General features: G+C 74.7%; 13 protein-coding genes and 4 pseudogenes. 5 read left to right on the top strand and 12 right to left on the bottom strand.

Annotated features, from left to right (window positions below):
- Positions 1-8: 8 nt before the first annotated feature.
- The 3 genes and pseudogenes from ABEB13_RS27325 to ABEB13_RS27315 all read right to left on the bottom strand — a co-directional run bounded on the left by ABEB13_RS27325 (position 9) and on the right by ABEB13_RS27315 (position 5,602).
- Positions 9-1,814 carry an IucA/IucC family protein gene (locus ABEB13_RS27325; protein WP_345707569.1) on the bottom strand — a complete coding sequence of 602 codons (1,806 nt, stop codon included), beginning with the start codon at positions 1,812-1,814 and terminating at the stop codon, positions 9-11.
- Positions 1,792-3,774: a GNAT family N-acetyltransferase gene (locus tag ABEB13_RS27320; protein ID WP_345707568.1), complete on the bottom strand. Its 1,983-nt coding sequence runs from the start codon at positions 3,772-3,774 to the stop codon at positions 1,792-1,794. The genes ABEB13_RS27325 and ABEB13_RS27320 overlap by 23 nt, the downstream gene beginning before the upstream one ends.
- A pseudogene (locus ABEB13_RS27315) lies at positions 3,771-5,602 on the bottom strand (IucA/IucC family protein). Before ABEB13_RS27315 ends, ABEB13_RS27320 begins: the two are co-directional and overlap by 4 nt.
- A gap of 300 nt (positions 5,603-5,902) precedes the next feature.
- On the opposite strand from ABEB13_RS27315, the gene ABEB13_RS27310 reads away from it, so the two are divergent.
- Positions 5,903-7,045: a trypsin-like serine peptidase gene (locus tag ABEB13_RS27310; protein ID WP_345707567.1), complete on the top strand. Its 1,143-nt coding sequence runs from the start codon at positions 5,903-5,905 to the stop codon at positions 7,043-7,045.
- 32 nt (positions 7,046-7,077) lie between these two features.
- Positions 7,078-8,229 carry a trypsin-like serine peptidase gene (locus ABEB13_RS27305; RefSeq protein ID WP_345707566.1) on the top strand — a complete coding sequence of 384 codons (1,152 nt, stop codon included), beginning with the start codon at positions 7,078-7,080 and terminating at the stop codon, positions 8,227-8,229.
- Between the two features lie 64 nt (positions 8,230-8,293).
- Here ABEB13_RS27305 and hflX read toward each other — a convergent pair whose 3' ends face one another.
- The 5 genes and pseudogenes from hflX to miaA all read right to left on the bottom strand — a co-directional run bounded on the left by hflX (position 8,294) and on the right by miaA (position 15,052).
- Entirely contained in the window at positions 8,294-9,793 is a 1,500-nt protein-coding gene (gene hflX / locus ABEB13_RS27300) for a GTPase HflX (RefSeq protein WP_345707565.1), read from the bottom strand.
- A 93-nt stretch (positions 9,794-9,886) separates the two neighbouring features.
- Positions 9,887-12,217: a RelA/SpoT family protein gene (locus ABEB13_RS27295; RefSeq protein WP_345707564.1), complete on the bottom strand. Its 2,331-nt coding sequence runs from the start codon at positions 12,215-12,217 to the stop codon at positions 9,887-9,889.
- Between the two features lie 204 nt (positions 12,218-12,421).
- Positions 12,422-13,333: a diaminopimelate epimerase gene (gene dapF / locus ABEB13_RS27290; RefSeq protein WP_380231358.1), complete on the bottom strand. Its 912-nt coding sequence runs from the start codon at positions 13,331-13,333 to the stop codon at positions 12,422-12,424.
- Between the two features lie 25 nt (positions 13,334-13,358).
- Positions 13,359-13,841, bottom strand: a complete 483-nt coding sequence (locus ABEB13_RS27285) for a DUF1129 domain-containing protein (RefSeq protein WP_345707562.1) — start codon at positions 13,839-13,841, stop codon at positions 13,359-13,361.
- A 279-nt stretch (positions 13,842-14,120) separates the two neighbouring features.
- Positions 14,121-15,052 (bottom strand): annotated as a pseudogene (miaA, locus tag ABEB13_RS27280) (tRNA (adenosine(37)-N6)-dimethylallyltransferase MiaA).
- 138 nt (positions 15,053-15,190) lie between these two features.
- Here miaA and ABEB13_RS27275 point away from each other — a divergent pair.
- Positions 15,191-15,421 (top strand): antitoxin, encoded by a 231-nt coding sequence (locus ABEB13_RS27275; protein WP_345707561.1) that lies wholly within the window; start codon positions 15,191-15,193, stop codon positions 15,419-15,421.
- Between the two features lie 41 nt (positions 15,422-15,462).
- Here the strand turns inward: ABEB13_RS27275 and ABEB13_RS27270 are convergent, their stop codons facing one another.
- On the bottom strand, positions 15,463-16,161 hold the full coding sequence (locus ABEB13_RS27270) for a class III extradiol ring-cleavage dioxygenase family protein (protein ID WP_345707560.1): 699 nt from the start codon (positions 16,159-16,161) through the stop codon (positions 15,463-15,465).
- Positions 16,162-16,256: 95 nt separating this feature from the next.
- Positions 16,257-17,741: pseudogene (miaB, locus tag ABEB13_RS27265) on the bottom strand (tRNA (N6-isopentenyl adenosine(37)-C2)-methylthiotransferase MiaB).
- A 73-nt stretch (positions 17,742-17,814) separates the two neighbouring features.
- Here miaB and ABEB13_RS27260 point away from each other — a divergent pair.
- A pseudogene (locus ABEB13_RS27260) lies at positions 17,815-18,836 on the top strand (TAXI family TRAP transporter solute-binding subunit).
- Between the two features lie 31 nt (positions 18,837-18,867).
- Here the strand turns inward: ABEB13_RS27260 and ABEB13_RS27255 are convergent.
- Complete coding sequence (locus tag ABEB13_RS27255; RefSeq protein ID WP_345707558.1) at positions 18,868-20,316, bottom strand: sensor histidine kinase; 1,449 nt, start codon at positions 20,314-20,316, stop codon at positions 18,868-18,870.
- Positions 20,317-20,321: 5 nt separating this feature from the next.
- Complete coding sequence (locus tag ABEB13_RS27250; protein WP_345707557.1) at positions 20,322-21,098, bottom strand: response regulator transcription factor; 777 nt, start codon at positions 21,096-21,098, stop codon at positions 20,322-20,324.
- A gap of 445 nt (positions 21,099-21,543) precedes the next feature.
- On the opposite strand from ABEB13_RS27250, the gene ABEB13_RS27245 reads away from it, so the two are divergent.
- Positions 21,544-22,317 carry an amino acid ABC transporter ATP-binding protein gene (locus tag ABEB13_RS27245; protein WP_380231336.1) on the top strand — a complete coding sequence of 258 codons (774 nt, stop codon included), beginning with the start codon at positions 21,544-21,546 and terminating at the stop codon, positions 22,315-22,317.
- The last annotated feature ends 126 nt before the right edge of the window (positions 22,318-22,443 follow it).

The raw sequence follows: 22,443 nt of genomic DNA, 5'->3' as shown, positions 1-22,443 counted from the left end.
CGACCACCCTACGGCGCGGCACCGACAGTGCGGGGCCGCTGCGCGGGGAGCGCGGCGATCGCGCCCGGGTGCAGGGCGTTGTCGACCTGCCCGTGCACGGCGACCCGGGGGCGTTCGGGCCGGTCGTGGTAGCCGTCCGGCAGCAGCCGGTTGCGGTTCAGGCAGAGCCGCTCGATCCGCGGCGTGAACAGGTCGAAGAGCGCGAACCGGTCGGCGAGCTCCGGGAAGCGCTGCTGGTGGGCGAGGATCTCGGCGCGCAGCAGCGCCCAGAAGTCCGCCTCGGCGAGGCCGAGCTGCCGCTCCAGCAGAGGGGCGAGGAACCGGTAGACGCCCACGAACAGACCGCCGTGCAGGAACTGGCAGAGGAAGTCCGGCGGCCGCCGCAGCAGGACGCGTGCGGCCTCCTCCGGAAGTCCGGCGAGTTCCGGCAGGTCGCGGTCGCTGAGGTTGACGTCGTCCACGAAGTCCTTGACGGCGAGGCGGACGGGGATCTCGTGTTCGTCGAAGACCACGATGGCGTTCTCGCCGTGCGGGGAGAACACCGTGCCGTACCGGTACAGGAAGTGCAGCAGCGGCGGCAGCATGACGGCGAACAGGCGGCGCAGCCAGGCGTCCGGGGCGAGTCCGGAGCGGGCGACGAGTTCGGCGGCCAGGGCCCGGCCGTCCGATCCGGTCTGCAGCAGGGCGGCGAGCGTCCGGCCGTGCTCGCCGGGATCCAGGTACCGGCCGAGGGGTTCGCGCCAGATCGCGCCGAGGACCTCCCGGTACTGGTAGGGGGCGTCGGGGAGCTCGGCGTACAGCGGGTGCTCGACGGTCACCGAGGCGATCTCGCCGAGCAGGACGACCCGGCACTCGTCGCGCAGGAAGGGGTCGTGGTCGCGGATGCCGTGCAGCCATCCGGTGACGGCGGGGGCGGCGAGCGTGCGCGCGGTCGGCAGGCCGCGCCAGACCAGGGTGTTGAGGACGGTGAGCGGCAGCTTCACGGTGCAGCGGTCGGGCCGGCTGAGGTTGAAGAAGCTGCGGACGGACTGCTGGGGCTGCCGCAGGTCGCGGTCGGCGGGCAGCGGGACGATGTCGCCGGCCGCGATCCAGGGGGCGAAGAGCGGCACGACGGCCTCGTCCCACTGCCAGGGGTGGACGGGCAGCAGCAGGTACTCGTCGGCGCGGTCCCCGAGCAGGGCGCGGTACTCGCCGAGGCTGTCGAGTTCGCGCTCGTAGAGGTCGGCCGGGCCGCGGAAGCGGGCGAGCGAGCGGTGCACGGCCAGCCAGGGCAGCCGCTGGACGGTGCGGGCTTCCGGGGCCCAGCGGGCGGCGTCGGCGGCGGAGAAGCCGAGCCGGCCCTTGTTGGGGACGATCCACGGGTGGCCGCTCTGCCGGCCCTCCAGCTCGCTGTGCGAGAGGTCGGCCAGGTCCGCGGCGGTGAGCGGGTCGGCCAGCAGCAGGGCGTCGGCGGTGAGGGTGGCGGTGAGCTCGCGCACCAGGTGGCCGGCGGTGTCGCCGGTGAGGCCGAGCAGGCCACGGGCGCGCACGACGAAGCGGAGCGGGTCCAGGCCCGGGTCGGTCGGGCAGTCGAGGCTCTCCGGGTCGACCTGCCAGCTGCCGTAGGCGCCGCGGCGGGCGGCGAAGCGGTAGGTGTGGCCGCCGTCGACGGTGAGCAGGTAGCCGTCGTCGGTGGCGGTGGGGGTGAGCAGTTCCTCGTACGCGAACTCGCCCAGCAGTTTGGCCAGCATCGCCCGGCAGGCCCGCGGCCACAGTTCGGGGGTGAGCTGGGCCGGGTGCTGCAGCGGCGGGTCAGGGACGAACTGCGGCGGCACGGCCGGCCTCCTCGGCGAGCGGCGGGGCGGGCGGGCCGGCCGGCGGGGCGAAGCTCGTCCAGGCGGTGCGGGCGGGCAGCGGGTGGAGCGGTCGGCCGGCGACGGCGTTGAGGATGACGGCGGCGCGGTGGGCACCGAGCCCGAGGTCGGGCGTGCCGACGCCGTGGGTGTGCAGTTCGGCGTTCTGGACGTAGAGGCCGCCGGTGACCTCGGGCCGGGTGGCGACCCGGTGGTCGAGGTCGACGCGGTAGCGGCCCCGCTCGTCCCAGTCGACGAGGTGGGCGATCGGGTCCAGGGCGGCGGGGCGGGTGGCCCGGTACCCGGTGGCCAGCACCACGGCGTCGGTGCGCACCAGGTGGTCGGTGCCGGAGTCGGTGTGCCGGCAGCGCAGTTCGAGCCCGCCGCAGGAGCCCGCCTGGGCGTCGGTGACGGCGGTGCCCGGCATGATCTCGACCGGGTCGGTGCCGGGCGGGCGGCCGGTGGACCGCTCGTAGAGCAGGTCGTGGATCTCGGCGAGGGTCTCGGCGCTGGCGGCCTTGTGGAGCTGCCACTGCGCGGGCACGAGCCGGTCGCGCACCTCGGCGGGCAGCGCGTGGAAGTAGCGGGTGTAGTCGGGCGTGAAGTGCTCCAGGCCGAGCTTGGAGTACTCCATGGGGGCGATCGCCCGGGTGCGGCTCAGCCAGCGCAGCCGGGTGCCGTCGTCGGCCCGGCGGCGCAGCAGGTCGAGGAAGACCTCGGCGCCGGACTGCCCGGAGCCGACGACGGTGATGTCGCGGGCGCCGTCGAGGCTGCCGATCCGGTCGAGGTACCCGGCGCTGTGCCAGACGCGCGGGTGGCCGCTCAGGGCCGCGAAGGCCTCGGGGTGGGCGGGCCGGGTGCCGGTGCCGAGGACGACGTTGCGCGCCCACAGGGGCGCGCCGCCGGCCTCGGCCCGGAAGAGGCCGCGCCCGGTGTCCCAGTGCAGGGCGGTGACGGGGGTGCCGAAGCGGCAGTTGGGCAGCCGTTCGGCGGCCCACCGGCAGTAGTGCTGGTACTCCCGCCGGGTCAGCTGGAAGCGCTCGGCGAAGTAGAACGGGTAAAGCCGCTGCTGGTGGCGCAGGTAGTTGAGGAAGGACCAGGGGCTGGTCGGGTCCACCAGGGAGACCAGGTCGGCGAGGAAGGGCACCTGCATCCGGGCGCCGTCGACGAGCATGCCGGGGTGCCAGCGGTAGGCGGGGGCCGCCTCGCAGAAGACCGTGTCGAGGGCGTCCGTGCCGTCGGCGAGGGCGGCGAGGGAGAGGTTGAACGGCCCGATGCCGACGCCGAGGAGGTCGTAGGGCCGGGACCGCTCGGCGTCGGCCGGGCCGGCCGGGGCGGGGACGGCGGCCGGGCCCGCGGCGATCCGGGCCGGGGTGCGCGGGCGGATCATCAGGGCGGCCCGCTTGTCGGGGAGTTCGAGGTCGCCGGCGTGCTCGAACCCGGCGCCGGCGAACGCCCGGACGGAGGGGATGTTGCGGACGTCCGGTTCGGCGAGCACCCGGCGGCAGGCGGGGCGGCGGGCCAGCACCCGGTCGGCGAGGGCGCGGATGAGTGCGGTGCCCAGGCCGCGGCCGCGCCGGTCGGCCGGGCCGAGCAGCAGGTGCAGGCCGGTGTCGTGGGGCTCGGCCGGGTAGTGGCCGGCCAGCGGGTCGAGGTCGGCGCGGTACACCTCCCAGTAGCTCATCGGGACGCCGTCGAGCAGGCCGAGGCAGGGCCGGCTGCGGCCGTCACCGTCGAGTTGGGCGCGCAGGTGGCGTTCGGTGGTGGCGGCCGGGCCGGCGAGCTGCCAGTAGGCGGCGACGGCGGGGTCGTTCATCCAGCCGGTGAGCAGCGGCAGGTCGTCCGGGAGGCGGACGGGCCGCAGCCGGAACTCGCCCGCGGGGGTGGCCATGGGGCCCCAGTCCGCGACCCGGTCGAGCAGGTCGGCCGGGGGCGCGCTCATCGGGCGGCCGCCGGCGCGGAGGCGGCCACCGGGTTGGCGAGGGCCACGTACACGGACTGGGTCTCGACCGGTCCGACGAGTTCGTCGAGACCGTGCAGGCGGGTCAGCAGGTTGGCCTTGCAGCGCAGGGTCGGCGCGGTCAGCAGGTGGTGCGGGAGGGTGGAGCCGGTGGCCGCGGCGCGCGGGCCGGTCAGGAAGCGGCGGAGGGCGGCGAGCAGCACCTGTTCGTCGGCGAGCTGCTGGGAGCCGAACGCGCCGATCAGGCCGAGCACGTGGTTGATGCCGAGGTAGTAGCAGAAGCGCTCGTCCGCGACGTGGTCGGGGACGAAGGTGTCGCTGGTGGCGCCGATCCCGGGCAGCCGGGCGGTGAGCCGGTCGGCGTGCGAGGCCCGGTAGTAGTAGCCCTGGTTGTCGCGGTAGCGGCCGCCGGTGGGCCAGCCCTCGGTGTCGAGCAGGACGAGGCTGTTCTGCTGGTGGGCCTCCAGGGCGATGCCGGCGCGGCCGTCGAGCCAGAGGATCGGCAGGACGACGGCGTCGAGGTAGCGCAGGAACCACTCGGTGGCGACGGTCTGCCGGGTGCGTCCGCTGCGCGCGGCGAGGGCGGCGACGATCCGGCCGAGGCGGGAGTCGACCTGCCGGGAGGGCTGTTCGGCGACCAGGCCGGCCAGGCAGACGGCACGGTCGGCGGGCCCGAACGGCTGCCGGCGCAGCACGGTGTCCAGGCCGGTGGGGTCGGTGAGGCCGGGGTGGTCGACGCCGATCCAGGCGGGGTCGCGGACGATGTCGAACTGCGGGTGGGCGGCCCGCCACTCGGCGCCGAGGCCGGCCTCCAGCAGCCGGTGCACCTCGGTGCCGCGGTGGAGTTCCTTGCGGAGGTTCTCCCGGCGGGAGTTGGTGATCCGCAGGCCGAGCGAGAGCTTGAGCATCCAGGGCGTGCCGGGGCGGGTGACGGTGCGGACGGAGGAGGTGGGGTGCCACGGCTCGCCGTGCGGGCCGAGGTCGTGCAGCAGCCCGCGGCCGAGCAGCTCGGCGACGACGGGGCGGAGCGCGAGTTCGCGGGCCTGCCAGGGGTGCAGCGGCAGGGCGGCGGTGCCGGGGGGCAGCAGGTCGTCGCGGTCCAGGAGGCGGGCGGTGATCCGGTCGGCGGGGAGCCGGTCGGCCGAGTCGGTGGCGAGCAGGCCGTGGTCGACGGCGTACCAGTGCAGCCGGAAGCTGCCGTGGAGTTCGGGCGAGTAGGCGCGGCTCTGGGCGGGGCCGAGGCCGTCGCGGCTCTTGGGGGTGGGGTGCAGGGGTGGCCCAGCAGCAGGGCCTGTTCGGCCCGGAGGAAGGGGTCGGGGTCGGCGGCGTCGGGGGTGCGGCGGCGGTGCGCGAGGATCTCCGCCGTACGGGCCACCGAGTCGGCGACCCGGGCGGTGAGGTCGGCGATCTGCCCGGGGTCGGCGTGTTCGTCGGCGGCGCGGGCGACCAGGGCGGCGACGGTGACGGCGGTGACGGGGGCGGCCGGGCCGCCGGGGCCGGCGGTGACGGTGACCGGGCCGAAGCGGTGCCAGCCGCAGGCGGACCAGTGCCGGACGGGCGCGCTGAGCTGGGCCGCGCCCCCCAGGACGGGGACGGTCAGGCGGCCGGCGGCGTCGGGCCGGGCGCCGGTCTCGCGGGCCCAGCAGCGCAGCAGGGCCTCGGTGCCGGCGTGTTCGGCGGCCGCGGCCGGGTCGGGGTGGAGCAGCGGGTCGGCGGTGGGGGACAGCGGCCCGGGATGCGGCGGGGTGCGGAGGGCAGCTGCCGGATCGGACGGGGCGACGGGCGGGGCTCCGGTGAGGGCGGTGCTCAAGGCTGCTCCTTCGGGCGCCCGCGGGGCCGGGCGCGGCCAGTCGAGCGGGTGCGCGGGGGAGGCACCCGGTCCGTTCCAGGGTTCACGGGCCGGTCGGGCGAACTCAAGATCACCTCACTCGTTGTGGTGAATACCTGCCGATCACTCACCCGTGGGGGTGGTGTGGACCGACGGTGTGCCCGGATCACGGTTCGGTGACCTCTCGTCAGGGCCGGGCACTGATGGGCGGTTCGTCCCGGTGGGTGGTGGCAGACTGCACCGGCGGCAAGGAGCGCCGCAGCGACGTCAGGGGGCGGAGCCATGCGATCGGGGATCGGACGGGCGGGGCCGGTGGCGGGGCTCGCCGCGGCGCTGGTGTTCGCGGCCACGGGGTGCTCCCCGTCGGCGCCGGGGGCGGATCCGTCCGCGGGCGCGTCCGCGGCGGCGGGACGGCTGACCCTGCCGACGGACGTGCCGTCCCGGCTGCTGGCGGGCCTGCCGCGGAGCTGGGACGAGTTGCGGCACTGGAAGGCCGCGGACTGGGACGCCTGGGCGTCGAAGCACGTGTTCAGCAACCCGGTCGTCCGCGGTCTGTGGAGCGCGGACCGGATGGGCGGCGCGCAGCCGCAGCAGCCCGCCCCGCCGGCCGTCTCGCCGTCGCCGACGGACGGCGGCACGCCGGGCGACCCGGCGCCGGTGGCCGCGGTCGCGGTGGAGCGCCCGTACACCCGCTACCCGGCCTCGGGGAAGGTCTTCTCGACGGCGCCGGGCGGCGGGACGGGCCAGTGCTCGGCGACGGTGGTCGCCGATCCGGCCCACCCCGGCAGGTCCGACCTGGTGTGGACGGCGGCGCACTGCGTGCACGAGGGAAAGGGCGGCGACTGGTTCCGCAACCTGGTCTTCGTACCGGCGTACAACAGCTCGGGGGCGGCGAGCGGCGGCCACCGGGCCACCCTCGCCGACGTCGCGCCGCTCGGGCAGTGGTGGGCCGACCGGGTCGTCACCTCGCCGCTCTGGCCGGTCGAGGGCGGGCACAGCGGGGACTCCGCCAACCAGTACGACTTCGCGATCCTGCACGTCCACAACCCGGACGCCGGGGCGAAGTCGCTGGAGGAGACGATCGGCACCGCGGTACCGGTCTGGTTCGACGCGCCGCGCGCACAGCTGTCCGTCTCCGCCTGGGGCTATCCGGCTCTCAAGCCGTTCAACGGGCAGGAGTTGGACCGCTGCGACGGCGGCCGCCCGGCCGCCCGCTCGTTCGACCCGGCGCGCCCGGCGATGCTGACCATCGGCTGCACCATGACGGCGGGGGCGAGCGGCGGGGGCTGGTTCGCGACGATGCCGGACGGCCGGCAGGCGCTGGTCAGCAACACCTCGATCGGCACCCGCGACCACACCGCTCTCAGCGGGCCCTACCTGGAGGGCGTCGCCCGGCAGGCGCTCGCCTACATCGCCCAGAAGTAAACCGACACCGACGACACACCACGGGGATCACCATGCCATCCACCATCCGCCGCTCGGCGGCGGCCGCCGCGGCCGCCGCCGTGCTCACCCTGTCCGTGACCGCCTGCGACCCGGCGGGTGGGAGCGACCCGAACGCGGCGGCCCCGCCGCCCCCGTCGGCGGTCGCCGCGGCGAGCAGCGGCAAGCCGGGCCTGGACCTGTCGGCGGCCCTGAAGAACCTGAAGAACTGGTCCAAGGACGACTGGGCGAAGTGGGCGAACGCGCACGGCTTCACCCCGGAGAAGCTGAAGGGCTTCTGGGACCGGTCGAAGATGGACTCGGCCCAGGGCATGGAGGCCCAGGACGCCGCGCTGCAGTCGGAGAAGACCGCGCCGGAGAACGACACGCAGCCGCCGGTGAAGATCCCCGCCAAGGCCCAGGCGCACCCGTACTCCGCGAGTTCGGCGGTGCTCGGCAAGATCTTCATGACGGTCGACGCCAGGACGGACGCGGTCTGTTCGGGCACCGTGATCAGCGACCCGGCCCACCCGGGCAAGTCCGACCTGGTGTGGACGGCGGCGCACTGCCTGCACGAGGGCAAGGACGGCACCTGGTTCAAGAAGATGGCCTTCGTCCCGTCGTACAACCGCTCCGGCGCGGCCTCGCACGGCCGGGACGCCTCCTTCCAGCAGGTCGCCCCGTACGGCGTCTGGTCGGCGGACTACGCGGTGGTCTCGCCGCAGTGGGCCGAGGAGGGCGGCGAGCACGGCGGTCCGGTCAGCCAGTACGACTTCGGCATCATCCGGGTCCACAACGAGGACTCCGCCGACGGCCGTTCGCTGGAGGAGACAGTCGGCGGCTCGGTGCCGGTCTGGTTCAACGCGCCGCGTTCCCAGGTCACCTCGGCCTCGGCGTACGGCTACCCGCAGGGTGCCCCGTTCGACGGCCTGGAGCTGGAGCACTGCGACTCCGCCGTCCGCCCGGGGCGGCTCTCCTTCGACCCGCAGCGGCCGACCATGTACGTGATCGGGTGCACCATGACCGGCGGTTCCAGCGGCGGCGGCTGGTTCGTGCTGCGGGGCGGCAAGCCGGCCCTGATCAGCAACAACTCGATCGGGCCGCGCCCGGCGGCGTGGATGGCGGGGCCGTCCCTGGGCGACCAGGCGAAGGCGATGCTCGACTACGTCGGCAATCTGAAGAACTGAGCAACGGCGCGGGCCCCCGATCCGGACAGGATCGGGGGCCCGCGCCGTTGCCGGGGCGTCGCCGTCAGGCCTGGGCGACCACGGTGTAGCGCTCCAGTTCGGCAGCCAGCTCGGCGGCCACCTTGGCCCGCACCAGCGTGCCGTCACCGGTGTGCTCGGTGGAGAGCAGGTCGCCCTCGGCGTGCACCCGGGAGACCAGGTCGCCCCGGGTGTACGGGATCAGCGCCTGGACCTCGATGGCCGGACGGGGCAGCTCGTCGTCGATCAGCTGGAGCAGCTCGGCGATGCCCTGCCCGCTGCGGGCGGAGACCACGATGGCGTGCGGCTCGCGGCGCAGCAGTCGCTGCAGCACGGCCGGGTCGGCCGCGTCGGCCTTGTTGATCACCACGATCTCGGGCACGTTCTGTGCCTCGACCGAGACGATGACCTCGCGGACGGCGGCCAGCTGGGTCTCCGGCTCGGGGTGCGAGCCGTCCACCACGTGCAGGATGAGGTCGGCGTCGGCGACCTCCTCCATGGTGGAGCGGAACGCCTCGACCAGGTGGTGCGGCAGGTGCCGGACGAAGCCGACGGTGTCGGCCAGGGTGTAGATCCGGCCGCTCGGGGTCTGCGCCCGGCGGACGGTCGGGTCCAGGGTGGCGAACAGCGAGTTCTCCACCAGGACACCGGCTCCGGTGAGCCGGTTGAGCAGCGAGGACTTGCCGGCGTTGGTGTACCCGGCGATGGCGACCGACGGCACCTGGTGGCGCTTGCGCTCCTGGCGCTTGGTGTCGCGGCCCTTCTTCATGTCGGCGATCTCGCGGCGCAGGCGCGCCATCTTCTCGCGGATCCGCCGGCGGTCGGTCTCGATCTTCGTCTCACCCGGACCACGGGTGGCCATGCCGCCGCCGGACGAGCCGGAGCCGCCACCACCCATCTGCCGGGACAGCGACTGGCCCCAGCCGCGCAGGCGGGGGAGCATGTACTGCATCTGCGCGAGCGAGACCTGGGCCTTGCCCTCACGGGACTTGGCGTGCTGGGCGAAGATGTCGAGAATCAGGGCCGTCCGGTCGACGACCTTGACCTTGACCACGTCCTCCAGGTGGATCAGCTGGCCGGGGGTGAGCTCTCCGTCGCAGACGACGGTGTCGGCCCCGGTGGAGGCGACGATGTCGCGCAGCTCCTTGGCCTTGCCGGAGCCGATGTACGTGGCGGCGTCGGGCTTGTCGCGGCGCTGGATCACACCGTCCAGCACCTCGGAACCGGCCGTCTCGGCGAGGGCGGCGAGCTCGGCCAGCGAGTTCTCCGCCTCCTCCGAGGTGCCGTCCGTCCAGACGCCGACGAGCACCACGCGCTCCAGGCGGAGCTGGCGGTACTCGACCTCGGTGACGTCCTGGAGTTCGGTGGACAGACCGGCCACTCGGCGCAGTGCGGCGCGCTCGGAGCGGTCGTACTGCTCTCCGTCGAGCTGGTCGAGGTCCTCGTCGATCGCCGCGAGGTCCTCGTCCATCAGGGCCTCGGCCCTGAGGTCGGCGAGCCGCGGGGCGGACTCGCGGTTGGTGCGGCTGTCGAACGTGGAGGTCATCTCATCCTTTGCGGTGTCGGGAAGGCCGGGGTACAACGCGTGTACCGAGGAGTCTGCCCAGCTGCCGCCCCTCCTACCGTCGGGCGGGGTGAGCTACCCCTGCGGACCACCGGGTCCACCGGCGCTACTGCCTCCGGAGAACGCCGCGGACCGGCCGTGCATTCCCCACGATGGTCGCATGACCGCGTCCGCGGGGTCATCCCCATTTCCCCCGCGGGCCGCCGGGTCGCCCGGCCCGTCGAGCGGCCGGTCCGCCGTGGCGGCCGGGTCCTCGCCCGGGACACCGGGCCGGTAGACGTCGTACACCCCCGGGACGCGGAGCATCGCCCGCATCACCGCGGGCAGCACCTCGGCGCCGGAGAGCTCGATGGTGTAGCTGTGCCGTACCCGCAGCTCGCGCGGCGGCTCGACGTCGGCGGAGAAGATCCCGACGCCCTCGGCGGAGATCGCCGCGGTCAGGTCGGCGAGCAGCCGGGGGCGGGTCAGCGCCTCCGCGTGCAGGGCGACCCGGTAGCCGTTCGGCGGCTCGACGCCCGGGATCCAGGCCAGCGACAGCGGGCTGCGGCCGTCCTCGCGCATCTGGTCGCCGACCGGGCAGCCGGTGCGGTGAACCGCGACGGCGCCGCCCCGGATCGGGTAGCCGGTGAGCGCGTCCGGCGGCACCGGGGTGCAACATCGGGCCAGCCGGACGGGGGTGTCCGGCCGCCCCAGGACGGCGACCGGTGCCCGGCCGCGCACCACGGCGGGTGCGGCCTGCGGGGCCGGCCGGTCGTCGGACGGGCCGGTCTCCACCACCGGTGCCGGTGCCGGGTGCCCGGCCAGCCAGCGTTCGATCGCCAGCCGGGCGGCCGGGGTGCGGGCGTGCTCCAGCCACTCCGCCGCCGGGCCGGAGGGCTCACCGGCGGGGGCGGTGAGCACGGCCACCACGTCGCCGTCGCGCAGGGCGGTGGAGAGCGCGGCCAGCCGGCCGTTCACCCGGACGCCCACGCAGCGATGCCCGGTCTGCTCGCCGAGCAGGTAGGCGGCGTCCACGCAGCTCGCGCCGACCGGCAGGTGCAGCCGCTCGCCGCTCTCGGTGACGGCGGTGATCTCGCCGTCGTCGGAGAGGGTGTCGGTCAGGGTGGACCAGAAGGCGTCCGGGTCCGGGGTCTCCTGCTGCCAGGCGAGCAGCCGGCTGAGCCAGCCGGGCCGGGCCGGGTCGGTGCCGTCGAGTTCGTCGCCGGAGGCGGCCTGCACGGCGCCGGGCTGGTGCGGGTCGCCGAGCGCGACCACACCGGTCTCGGCGACCAGGTGCATCTGCCGGGTGCGGACCAGCACCTCGGCCACCTCGCCGCCGGGCAGCTGCACGGCGGTGTGCAGCGACTGGTACAGGTTGAACTTGGGCGCCGCGACGAAGTCCTTGAACTCGCCCGGCAGCGGTGTCCAGCAGGTGTGCAGCTCGCCGAGGACGGCGTAGCAGTCGGCGTTCTCCTCGACCACCACCAGCACCCGGCCGAAGTCGGCGGGCTGGAGGGCCTGCGGCAGGCCGTCCGGCCCGGCCGCGGCGGCGCGCTTGAGCAGCACCCGGTGCACCGAGACGCAGTGCCGGGGTCTGACGGTGACCTCCGCGCCCACCCCGGCCTCGGCCAGCTGGCGGCGCAGCGTCTCGGCGAACGGCGCGAGCAGCTCGTCCGGGCGCTCCTCGTGGGCGGCGAGCACGGCGCGGGCGCGGGCGTACTCCTCCGGGTGGAGCGTGGCGAAGACGATGTCCTCCAGCTCGGCCTTGAGGACCTGGATCCCGAGCCGCTCGGCGATCGGGATGAGGACGTCGCGGGTGACCTTGGCGATCCTGATCCGGCTCGCGGGCTTCATGTGGCGGATCGTCCGCATGTTGTGCAGCCGGTCGGCGAGCTTGATCACCATCACCCGGACGTCGTCCCCGGTGGCGACCAGCATCTTGCGGAACGTCTCGGCCTCCGCCGCCGCACCGAAGTCGACCTTCTCCAGTTTGGTGACGCCGTCGACGAGATAGGAGACCTCGGGCCCGAAGTCCGCGGCGACCTGATCGAGCGTCACCTCGGTGTCCTCGACGGTGTCGTGGAGCAGCGAGGCGACCAGCGTCGTGGTGCCGGCCCCGAGTTGGGCGAGGATCATGGTGACGGCGAGCGGATGCGTGATGAACGGCTCGCCGCTCTTGCGCATCTGGCCGCGGTGGCTCTCCTCGGCGAGGCGGTAGGCGCGGGAGAGCAGCGCCAGGTCGGCCTGGGGATGGTGGCGGCGGTGGGCCTGGACGATGGGCTCGATGGCGTCCGGCACCGGGGCGCGGTCGGTGGCCAGCAGGGCGGCCCGCCCGGCCCGGGACAGGGCGCTGCGACTCAGCCGGCCGAGCGGGCGCCGTGCGGCACCGTGCTGACCCGTGTCGATCGGACCTGCTTCGATGGCCATCCGCACCTCCGGCAGCGATCACCGGAGCGCCTCCCGACCCGGTGGTCCATGCTACCGAGGACAGCACGTTCCGCGACGCACCGCTCCCGGTCCGTCATGCAGATCACTCGATCGGGGGATTCGTGCACGGCGGAAACGGGAAAAACGGGCGGCCGGCCCGCGGAAGGCCCCCGACCGGCCCACGCCGGCCGGGGTTCGCGCGGCTCAGGCGGTCAGCGCGGCGGTGAAGTCCGGGTCCAGCGTGCCGGACGCGACGATCTCGGCCGGGCCGGTCATCTCCACCCGGCCGTCCGGGAACTCCTCGATGACCAGCCGGCCGCCCGGCAGGTCCACCGTGTACGTGACCGACTGCCCGGTCGACGCCGGGTCGAGCCCGTCGCGGCGGGCGGCGGCGACGGCCACCGCGCAGGCGCCGGTGCCGCAGGAGCGGGTCTCCCCGGAGCCGCGCTCGAAGACCCGCATGGCGACGTGCCGCGGGCCGCGGTCCACCACGAACTCGACGTTGACGCCCTCGGGGTAGACGCCCTCGGGGCTGGTGCGCGGGGCGGTGTACAGGTCGCCGGCCTCGTCGAGACCGTCGACGAAGGCCACCGCGTGCGGGTTGCCCATGTTGACGTTGCGGGCGGGCCAGATCCGCTCCCCCACGGCGACCTCGATGCCGTCCGGCCCGGGCAGCAGGGCCCGGCCCATGTCGACGGTGACCTCGCCCGGGGTGCCGTCGGGGCCGTCCTCGGCGATCCGCACCGCGCGGACGCCGGCCCGGGTGGCGATCGTCAGCGGGCCGGGCTTCACCAGGCCGGCGTGCACCAGGTAGCGGGCGAAGACCCGGACGCCGTTGCCGCACATCTCGGCGATCGAGCCGTCGGAGTTGCGGTAGTCCATGAACCACTCGGCGCGGTCCGCCAGGTGCGCCGCCGCGGGGTCGGCGGCCGAGCGCACCACGCGCAGCATGCCGTCGCCGCCGATGCCGGCCCGGCGGTCGCACAGCCGGGCGACCGCGGCCGGGCCCAGGTCGAGCCTGCCGTCCGGGTCGGGGACGATCACGAAGTCGTTCTGCGTGCCGTGTCCCTTGAGGAAGGGCAGGCCGGGGGCGGTGGGTGCGCTCACACCGCCGATGGTACCGATCTTCGGCCGGTACCGATCAGCCGCGCAGGTGGACGACCCGCCAGAGGGCGAGCGCGACCGCGACGGCGGCGATCAGCGTGTAGATCACGATGGCTCGCCAGCCGGCCCGCCGGCCGCTGCCGCGACGCGGCAGACCCGGCCACTTGTACCCGGCGTGCCGGGCCGCCATCGCGCCCCAGCCGCCGGAGGCGGCGGTGAGCAGCAGGCCGAGCATGCCGATCATCGAGGAGGCGGCGTCGCCGGAGAAGGCCAGCGGGAAGGCGAACATCAGCGAGCCGAGGGTGCCCATCAGCACGATGGGGAGCAGCTGCCACCAGCGCAGCCGACGGCGCGGACGGATCTCGCGCTCGTGCACCACGCCGGGCGCGGCGAGGTCGTCGATGGCGGGCAGGGCGATCGCGTACGAGGTGGGCACGAGGAGTTCCGGCAGCTCCAGTCCGGCACGTTCGGCCGCGCTGCCCGGCAGCTCCTCGGTTTCGGGGCCGGTACCCGTCGACACGCGGCCTCCCCTGACGGATCGACACGAGCGAGCGGACTCGTGAACGGTGAGGCCGGTCCGCGCGACTGACCCCTGGTGGTACCGATGATGGCATGTCCCGGGCCGCCCGCAGGGTGTCCCGAGGGTCCTCGGGTGATCCGTGGCCATGACGTGATCCGCCTGTAACCGCCGGTTCGCGGTGCACCTGCAGCTGCGTGCGCAGGTGCACCGGCCGGGTGGCCGGATCCGCTCGGTGGGCGGCCCGATCCCTTCCCCGGGCGGCGGCCGCCCGGCGTCGGTTCAGCCGCGGACGAGCTCCAGGGCGCGGTCGAGCAGCACGAGGGGGTCGGCGCCCGCGGGCCGTTCCAGCCAGTGGATCCGGTCGTCGCGGCGGAACCACGACTCCTGGCGGCGGGCGAAGCGGCGGGTGGCCCGGACGGTCTCGGCCCGCGCCTCGTCCTCGGTGCAGTCGCCGGCGAAGTACCCGAGCACCTGCTGGTAGCCGAGCGCGCGCGACGCCGTCCGCCCCCGCGCAGCCCGGCCTTCTCCAACTCGCGTACCTCGTCCAGGAGTCCGGCCTGCCACATGCGGTCCACCCGCAGCTCGATCCGGCGGTCGAGTTCGGGGCGCGGCACCTGGACGCCGATCTGCACCGCCTCGTAGACGGCGGTGTGGCCCGGCAGGTTGGCGGTGAACGGCTGCCCGGTGATCTCGATGACCTCCAGGGCCCGGACGATTCGGCGGCCGTTGCTCGGCAGGATCGCCTCGGCCGCCCCCGGGTCGAGGACGGCGAGCCGGACGTGCAGCGCGCCGGAGCCGTGCTCGGCGAGCTCGGCCTCCAGCCGGGCGCGGACCGCGGGGTCGGTGCCGGGGAACTCCATCTCGTCGATCGCCGCCCGGACGTAGAGGCCCGAGCCGCCGACCAGCACGGGGGTGCGGCCGGCCGCCAGCAGCCGGTCCATCTCGGCGCGGGCCAGGCGCTGGTACTCGGCGACGCTGGCCGCCTCGGTGACGTCCCAGACGTCGAGCAGGTGGTGCGGCACGCCCTCGCGCTCGGCGAGGGTGAGCTTGGCGGTGCCGATGTCCATGCCCCGGTAGAGCTGCATGGAGTCGGTGTTGATCACCTCGCCGCCCAGGGTGCGGGCCAGGGCGACCGCGAGGTCCGACTTGCCGGCGGCGGTCGCGCCGACCACCGAGACGACACGGGGCGGGGTGGGGTCAGGGCTGCTCACCCATCCAGTCTCCCAAACCCGGCGTGGGAACCGCTCGGGAGGGTTCCGACCGGTTCGCACCGGTTTGCACCGGTGAACAACCGGGCACATCCGAGCGTTGGACGAGTGGGGGCGCCCCACCGGACGAGGAGACGAACGATGGGTCTGATGGACAACCTCAAGGGCAAGGCCGACGAGCTCAAGGAGAAGGCGAGCGAACTCGCCGGCCGGCACAACGAGCAGATCGACGACGTCGTCGACAAGGCCGGCCACGCGGTCGACAAGGCCACCAAGCACAAGTACAGCGAGAAGATCGAGCACGGCACGGCGAAGGCCAAGCACGTGGTCGACGACTTCGCCACCAAGCCCGGGGACGGCACCGCCGACTAGAGGGCCCCGGCCGTGTCAGGCCCTGCCCGGCGGCCGGGGCGTCAGCGCCAGGATGCGACCAGGTAGCCGACGCCGTACGGCGCGTCGTCGTAGCGCAGCCGCCCGGTCAGGCCGGCGCCCTCCGCCGCGCCGGCCAGCACCTGCCAGGGCGCCCGCCCGTCGGCCTGCAGCTCCGCCGAGAGCTGCGGGTCGAGCGCGGCCAGCGCCGCGGTGTCGGCGGCGCCCAGCGCGGCGGCGGCCGCCGCGTCGTACGCCTCGGAGCGCTCGTCCCAGTAGCCCGGGGCCTTCACCGAGCGGCAGGCGCTGCCGCCGCCGAGGACGAGCAGCCCGACCCGGTCGGCCAGCTCCGCCAGCCCCCGGCCCAGACCGTGCAGCCGCTGCGGCGCGGTGTCGGCCCGGACGGCGCAGGCGTGCGCCGGGACGGTCGCGCCGGCCTCGGCGAGCAGCCAGGCGCCGACGGTGAGCGAGGGGGCGAGTTCGGGCCCGTTGACGCCGGCGGCGGGCAGCCGGACGGCGAGGTCCACGCCGTAGCGCCGGAACGACCCGGCGCCGCCCTCCGTCCAGACCTCGGCCTTCGGCCCGGTGCCGACCACGACGATCAGCTCGGCGCCCGAGCCCAGCAGCTCGCCGACGGCCTCGCCGCAGGCGGCCCGCAGCGCGTCGAGCTCGGCGGCGGCCCCGGCCGCGACCTCGGGGACGATCAGCGGCGGGCAGGGGCAGACGGCGGCGGCAACGAGCATGGCGATCACTCTAGTGCCGCGTCACCGGTCCGCGGGAAAGCCGAGGCCCCCGGCCGGGACGGCAGCCGGGGGCGAGGGGCGGGAGGGCCGGTCGGTCAGTCGCAGCCGCAGCCGGGCGCGGCCGCCGGGGCCGGCGCCGGGGCGCCGATCGTCGGGATGCCGAGCATCACGCCGGCCGGCTTGGCGGCCGGTGCGGCCTGGCGCCGCTCCCAGGCGTCACCGGCCGGGGTGCGGCGGACGGCGCCGGTCGGGCCCTCGGCCAGCAGGTGGTGCGGCGCCGCGTAGGTGATCTCCACGGTGACCATGTCGCCGGGCCGGACGGGCTCGGCGGGCCGGGTGAAGTGCACCAGCCGGTTGTCGGGGGCGCGGCCGGAGAGCCGGTCGGTGCGGTCGTCCTTCTTGCCCTCGCCCTCGGCGACCAGGATCTCCAGGGTGCGGCCGACCTGCTTCTTGTTCTCCTCCCAGGAGATCTCCTCCTGGAGGGCGACCAGCCGCTCGTAGCGCGCCTGCACGACGGCCTTCGGCACCTGGTCCGCCATGTCGGCGGCGGGGTGCCCGGGCGCTTGGAGTACTGGAAGGTGAAGGCGTTGGTGAAGCGGGCCTCGCGGACGACGTGCAGGGTCTGCTCGAAGTCCTCGTCGGTCTCGCCCGGGAAGCCCACGATGATGTCGGTGGAGATCGCGGCGTCCGGCATGGCCTCGCGGACCTTGCGGATGATGCCGAGGAAGCGGTCCTGCCGGTACGAGCGGCGCATGGCCTTCAGCACGGTGTCCGAGCCGGACTGCAGCGGCATGTGCAGCTGGTGCATCACGTTCGGCGTCTCGGCCATCGCGGCGATCACGTCGTCGGTGAAGTCCCGCGGGTGCGGCGAGGTGAAGCGGACCCGCTCCAGGCCCTCGACCTGCCCGCAGGCGCGCAGCAGCTTGGAGAACGCCTCGCGGTCGCCCAGGTCGGAGCCGTAGGCGTTGACGTTCTGGCCGAGCAGCGTCACCTCGACGACGCCCTCGGCGACCAGCGCCTCGACCTCGGCGAGGACGTCGCCGGGCCGGCGGTCCTCCTCCTTGCCGCGCAGCGCCGGGACGATGCAGAAGGTGCAGGTGTTGTTGCAGCCGACCGAGATGGCGACCCAGGCGGCATAGGCGGACTCGCGCCGGGTCGGCAGGGTGGAGGAAGGTCTCCAGCGACTCCAGGATCTCCACCTGGGCCTGCTGCTCGACCCGGGCGCGCTCCAGCAGGGCGGGCAGGTGGCCGATGTTGTGGGTGCCGAAGACCACGTCGACCCAGGGCGCCTTGCGGACGATGGTGTCGCGGTCCTTCTGCGCGAGGCAGCCGCCGACGGCGATCTGCATGCCCGCGTGCTGCTGCTTCGCGGGCGCGAGCCGGCCGAGGTTGCCGTACAGCTTGTTGTCGGCGTTCTCACGGACCGCGCAGGTGTTGAAGACCACCAGGTCGGGATCGGCGTCCTGGCCGGCCTTGGCATAGCCGGCGTCCTCCAGCAGCCCGGACAGCCGCTCGGAGTCGTGGACGTTCATCTGGCAGCCGTACGTGACGACCTTGTAAGTTCGCAAGCTCTCCTCCATACCCACGACAGCAAGGGTACGGGCACCGGGCGGGGCCTCCCGCCCGGCCGTCGCGCCTGGCAGTATCCCCCGTATGGCCCTCACCCCGATCCCCGCCGCCGTCGGCGCGGCCGTCCGCCGCGCGGCCCGCAGCCGCCCGCTGGCGGCCGTGCTCGCCCTGCTGGTCGCGGCCGGCCTCGGCGGCTGGTGGCTGACCTCCGGCTCGGGCCCGGGGTACCCCCGCGGCCAGGTCAACTTCGCCACCGGCGTCCAGCGCGGGGTGTACGACCGCTACGGGCAGCTGCTGCAGGGCTACGCGGCGACCGCGATGCCGGGGTGCGGCTGCGGCTGGACAACTCCCAGGGGTCGGTGGAGAACCTGGAGCGGGTCGTCTCCGGCCAGGACGACTTCGCGATCGCCACCGCCGACTCGGTGGCCGGCTTCGACAGCCCGCAGAAGGGCCGGCTGCGGGCCATCGCCCGGCTCTACGACGACTACCTCCAGCTGGTCGTGCCGGCCGGCTCGCCGGTGCAGAAGACGTCCGACCTGCGCGGACTGCGGGTCGGCGTGGGCCAGGAGAAGTCCGGGGTGAACCTGGTCACCCGCAAGCTGCTCGCCGCGGCCGGACTCGACCTCGGCAAGGACATCCGGCCCGCGCAGCTGGGCGTGGGCGACGCCGCCGACCAGCTGCGCAGCGGGCAGCTGGACGCGTTCTTCTGGTCGGGCGGCCTGCCGACCGCGGCCCTGACCGACCTGTCGGAGCGGTTCCCGATCCGGATCGTGCCGCTCGCCGACCTGGCCGAGTCGCTGCACCAACTGGAGGGCGGCGAGGCGGACGCCTACCGGGCCGCGACCATCCCCAAGGACGCCTACCCGAAGGCCCAGCCCACGGGTGTCGCGGTACCCACGGTCGCGGTGCCGAACCTGCTGGTGACCCGGGACGACGTCGACCCGGGGCTGGTGGAGGCGATGACCCGCACCGTCATCGACAGCCGGGACACCATCGGCGCGGTGGTGCACGCGGCGCAGCTGGTGGACCTGCGGACGGCGGTCTACACGGATCCGCTGCCGCTGCACGAGGGCGCCCGGCGGTTCTACACCTCGATCAAGCCGTAGGGCCCGGGGCCCGGCCGGGCCGGGCCCGCGGTCACCCGGCGGCGCCCACCCGGCTCCGGTTGCGGGGCACCGTCAGCACCACGGTGAGGCCGTTCGGCTCCGCCGGGGCGAAGTCCAGCGAGCCGTCGCCGGCGAGCATCAGGGTGCGGGCGATCGACAGGCCGAGCCCGGAGCCGTCCACGTTCTGGTGCCGCGGGCTGCGCCAGAACCGGTCGCCGATCCTGGCCAGCTCGTCCTCGGTGAGGCCGGGCCCGGAGTCGGTCACCGAGACGGTCACCTCCTTGCGGCCGAGGACGACCGCGACCGCGACCCGGCACCCGGACGGCGTGAACTTCAGGGCGTTGTCGAGGACGGCGTCCAGGGCGCTGCCGAAGCCGATCGGGTCGGCCCAGCAGTGCGCCAGCGCGGGGCCGTCCCAGGCGAGCTCGATGGCGCGCTGGTTGGCGACCGGGCGCCAGGCGTCCAGGCGGGCCAGCACCAGTGCGGTCAGGTCGACCGGCTCGGGCTCCGGGCGGGCGTGCTCGGCGGTGGCAAGGCCCAGCAGGTCGTCGAGCACCCGGGCCAGCCGGGCGCCCTCCTCGCGGACGGCGCCGATCTCGTCCTGGTGCCCGTCGGGCAGTTCGAGGCCGAGCAGTTCGACCCGCAGCAGCAGCGCGGCGAGCGGGTTGCGCAGCTGGTGCGAGGCGTCCGCGACGAACGCCCGCTGCTGGTCGATGGCGAGCACCACGTTGTCGGCCATGTCGTTGAACGAGTGGGCCAGTCGCCGCAGCTCGGGCGGGCCGCCGCTGGCCGCCACCCGGGCGTTGAGCCGGCCGGTGGCGATGTCGTGGGTCGCCCGGTCCAGGGTGCGGACGGGGCGGAGCACCCAGCCGGTCAGCCGCAGGGCCAGCAGCACGGCGACGATCATGGCGAGGACCTCGCCGGCGCCGATCCACAGCCAGCGGTGCAGCACCCGGGAGCGCATCGGCCCGGTCGGCGACTCGGTGATCACCACCGCGACCACGTCGCCGTCGCGGACGACCGGCAGGGCGACGGTGAGGGTGCGATCCGGCGTCCAGGGCCAGACCTGCGGCGGGTTGTGGCTGCGGCGGCCGTCCAGCGCCTCCTGGAAGGCCTGCGCGCCCACGCCGGTGCGCGGCACCGTCCAGCCCTCCGGAGCGGCCGCGACGGCGGTGCCGTCGCGCTGGAAGATGCCCACCCGCACCCCGTAGAGGTCGTGGTAGCGGGCGGCCTCGATGGCGAGCACGTGCAGCCGGGTGGTGTCGCCGGCGACCGGCTGGGTGTCCCCCTTGACGGCGGTGTCGGTGCCGGGACGGCCCTGGGTGGGCAGGTCCTGGGCGAAGCGGGCGATGTCGTCGATCCGGTCGACGACCACCCGGCTCTGCTCGGCCGCGGCGACGGCCGCGGCGAGCGGCAGCCCGAGGGCCGCCAGCACGCAGGCCATCAGGGAGAGCAGGATGCCGAGCAGGCGGTTCTGCACGGCGGTCAGCGCTCCGCGGCGGTCGGATCGGCGTCGGTGTCGGCTCCGGCGGGCGCTTCTGCGACGGCTCCGTCCGGGTCGGCGGGCTGCTCCGGGATCAGCCGGTAGCCGACCCCGCGCACCGCCTCGACCAGTCCGGGCAGGCCGAGCTTGGTGCGCAGCGACCCGATGTGCACCTCCAGGGTGCGGCCGTTGCCCTCCCAGCCGCTGCGCCAGACCTCGCTGAAGATCTGCTCGCGCCGGTACACCACCCCGGGGCTCTGCGCGAGGAGCGCGAGCAGGTCGAACTCCTTGCGGGTGAGCGGGACGTCCCGGCCGTTCACGGTGACCCGGCGGCGCTCGCGGTCGATGACGATGCCGCGGGACTCCAGCGGGCCGCCGGCCGGTTCGACGGCGGTGCCGGCCGGGCTGGCGGCGAGGCCGCGGCGGGCCACCGCGTGGATCCGGGCCAGCAGCTCGCCCATGTCGTAGGGCTTGGTGATGTAGTCGTCCGCGCCCAGGTTGAGGCCGTGGATGCGCGAGCGGATGTCGGCCCGCGCGGTGACCATGATCACCGGCACCCCGCTGCCCGCCCGGATCCGGCTGCACACCTCGAAGCCGTCACGGTCGGGCAGTCCCAGGTCGAGCAGCACGACCCGGAAGGGCTCGCTGCCGTCCGGGACGAGCGCGTCCAGTGCCTCGTGCCCGCTGCGCGCGTGCCTGACCTGGAAGCCGTGTCGGCCCAGGACGGCGGTCAGCGCCGCGGCGACGCGGTCGTCGTCCTCGACGAGCAGCAGTCGCATCCGTGTCCTCCTCTCCTCCGGTGGCAGCCGGAGGTCCGTCCCGCCCCCGTGCCGGTCCCGGCCCCGGCCGGTCCCGTCCATGCGGTTCGGAGTATTGTGCCGTCCACCCGCCTGACCTGGACAGCGCCGGGGCGCAACCCCGCCCCCGCGGGGCGTCCCCATCCATCGGACCACCCGGATGCGCCCGGGGCCGACCCGGCGGGCGGACCGTTACCGAGCCGGTACCGCGCACCCGGTGCCGCACACAGGGTGCCGGGGCGGCTGCGGTGCGTGGCCCGATCGTGATCCTCAAGTTCCGCTCAGATCGGCTGACATGGCATCGTCGGGACTCCTAGGGTCGGGCCCACCGGGGGCTGCGGGCTCCGCCGGCTCCGGCCCCCGGTACCACGAGCAGCGCCGCCCAAGGGAGTTCGCCCTGGGATCCGACACGAGGGAGCACCGCGCGATGACCGAGACCACCGCCTCCGAGGCCGCGGCAGCGCAGGCTCCGCTGGTCGTCCTGAGCGGGGTCAACAAGCACTTCGGCGCGCTCCACGTGCTGCAGGACATCGATCTGAGCATCACGGCGGGCGAGGTCGTGGTCGTGATCGGCCCGTCCGGCTCGGGCAAGTCGACGCTCTGCCGGACGATCAACCGGCTGGAGACGATCGACTCGGGGACGATCACCATCGACGGCCGGCCGCTGCCCGCCGAGGGGCGCGAGCTGGCGCGGCTGCGGGCCGAGGTCGGCATGGTGTTCCAGAGCTTCAACCTGTTCGCGCACCGGACGGTGCTGGAGAACGTCGTGCTGGCGCAGGTCAAGGTGCGCAAGGTGCCGCGCGCCGAGGCCGAGCGGACGGCCCGCGACCTGCTGGAGCAGGTCGGTGTCGGCGCCCAGGCGGACAAGTTCCCGGCCCAGCTCTCCGGCGGCCAGCAGCAGCGGGTGGCGATCGCCCGCGCGCTGGCGATGAAGCCGAAGGTGATGCTCTTCGACGAGCCGACCTCGGCGCTCGACCCCGAGATGGTCAACGAGGTGCTGGAGGTCATGCGCCGACTCGCCGCCGACGGCATGACGATGGTGGTGGTCACGCACGAGATGGGCTTCGCCCGCTCGGCCGCCAACCGGGTGCTGTTCATGGCGGACGGCCGGATCGTCGAGGAGAACACGCCCGACGCCTTCTTCACCTCGCCGCGCTCGGACCGCGCCAAGGACTTCCTGTCCAAGATCCTGCACCACTGAGCGTCCTGACGCAGCGTCAGCGCCGATCGCTCACGGCCGGGCCCGAGGGGGTGCCCGGCCTCAGTCACGGAACGTCCCGCCCGCGGCCCGGCCGCATCGCGGACACAACCCAGGGGAGCACGACTT

The sequence above is a fragment of the Kitasatospora paranensis genome (assembly GCF_039544005.1).
GTDB classification, from domain to species: domain Bacteria; phylum Actinomycetota; class Actinomycetes; order Streptomycetales; family Streptomycetaceae; genus Kitasatospora; species Kitasatospora paranensis.
The sequence above is the reverse complement of the archived record's forward strand: the minus strand, read 5'-3'. Positions and strand labels throughout refer to the sequence as shown.

Bases quoted from the DNA above. Each gene is read 5' to 3' on its own strand.
- ABEB13_RS27305 (WP_345707566.1), top strand. From the start codon at position 7,078: ATGCCATCCACCATCCGCCGCTCGGCGGCGGCCGCCGCGGCCGCCGCC.
- hflX (WP_345707565.1), bottom strand. From the start codon at position 9,793: ATGACCTCCACGTTCGACAGCCGCACCAACCGCGAGTCCGCCCCGCGG.
- ABEB13_RS27295 (WP_345707564.1), bottom strand. From the start codon at position 12,217: ATGGCCATCGAAGCAGGTCCGATCGACACGGGTCAGCACGGTGCCGCA.
- ABEB13_RS27320 (WP_345707568.1), bottom strand. From the start codon at position 3,774: ATGAGCGCGCCCCCGGCCGACCTGCTCGACCGGGTCGCGGACTGGGGC.
- ABEB13_RS27250 (WP_345707557.1), bottom strand. From the start codon at position 21,098: ATGCGACTGCTGCTCGTCGAGGACGACGACCGCGTCGCCGCGGCGCTG.
- ABEB13_RS27275 (WP_345707561.1), top strand. From the start codon at position 15,191: ATGGGTCTGATGGACAACCTCAAGGGCAAGGCCGACGAGCTCAAGGAG.
- ABEB13_RS27270 (WP_345707560.1), bottom strand. From the start codon at position 16,161: ATGCTCGTTGCCGCCGCCGTCTGCCCCTGCCCGCCGCTGATCGTCCCC.
- ABEB13_RS27245 (WP_380231336.1), top strand. From the start codon at position 21,544: ATGACCGAGACCACCGCCTCCGAGGCCGCGGCAGCGCAGGCTCCGCTG.
- ABEB13_RS27310 (WP_345707567.1), top strand. From the start codon at position 5,903: ATGCGATCGGGGATCGGACGGGCGGGGCCGGTGGCGGGGCTCGCCGCG.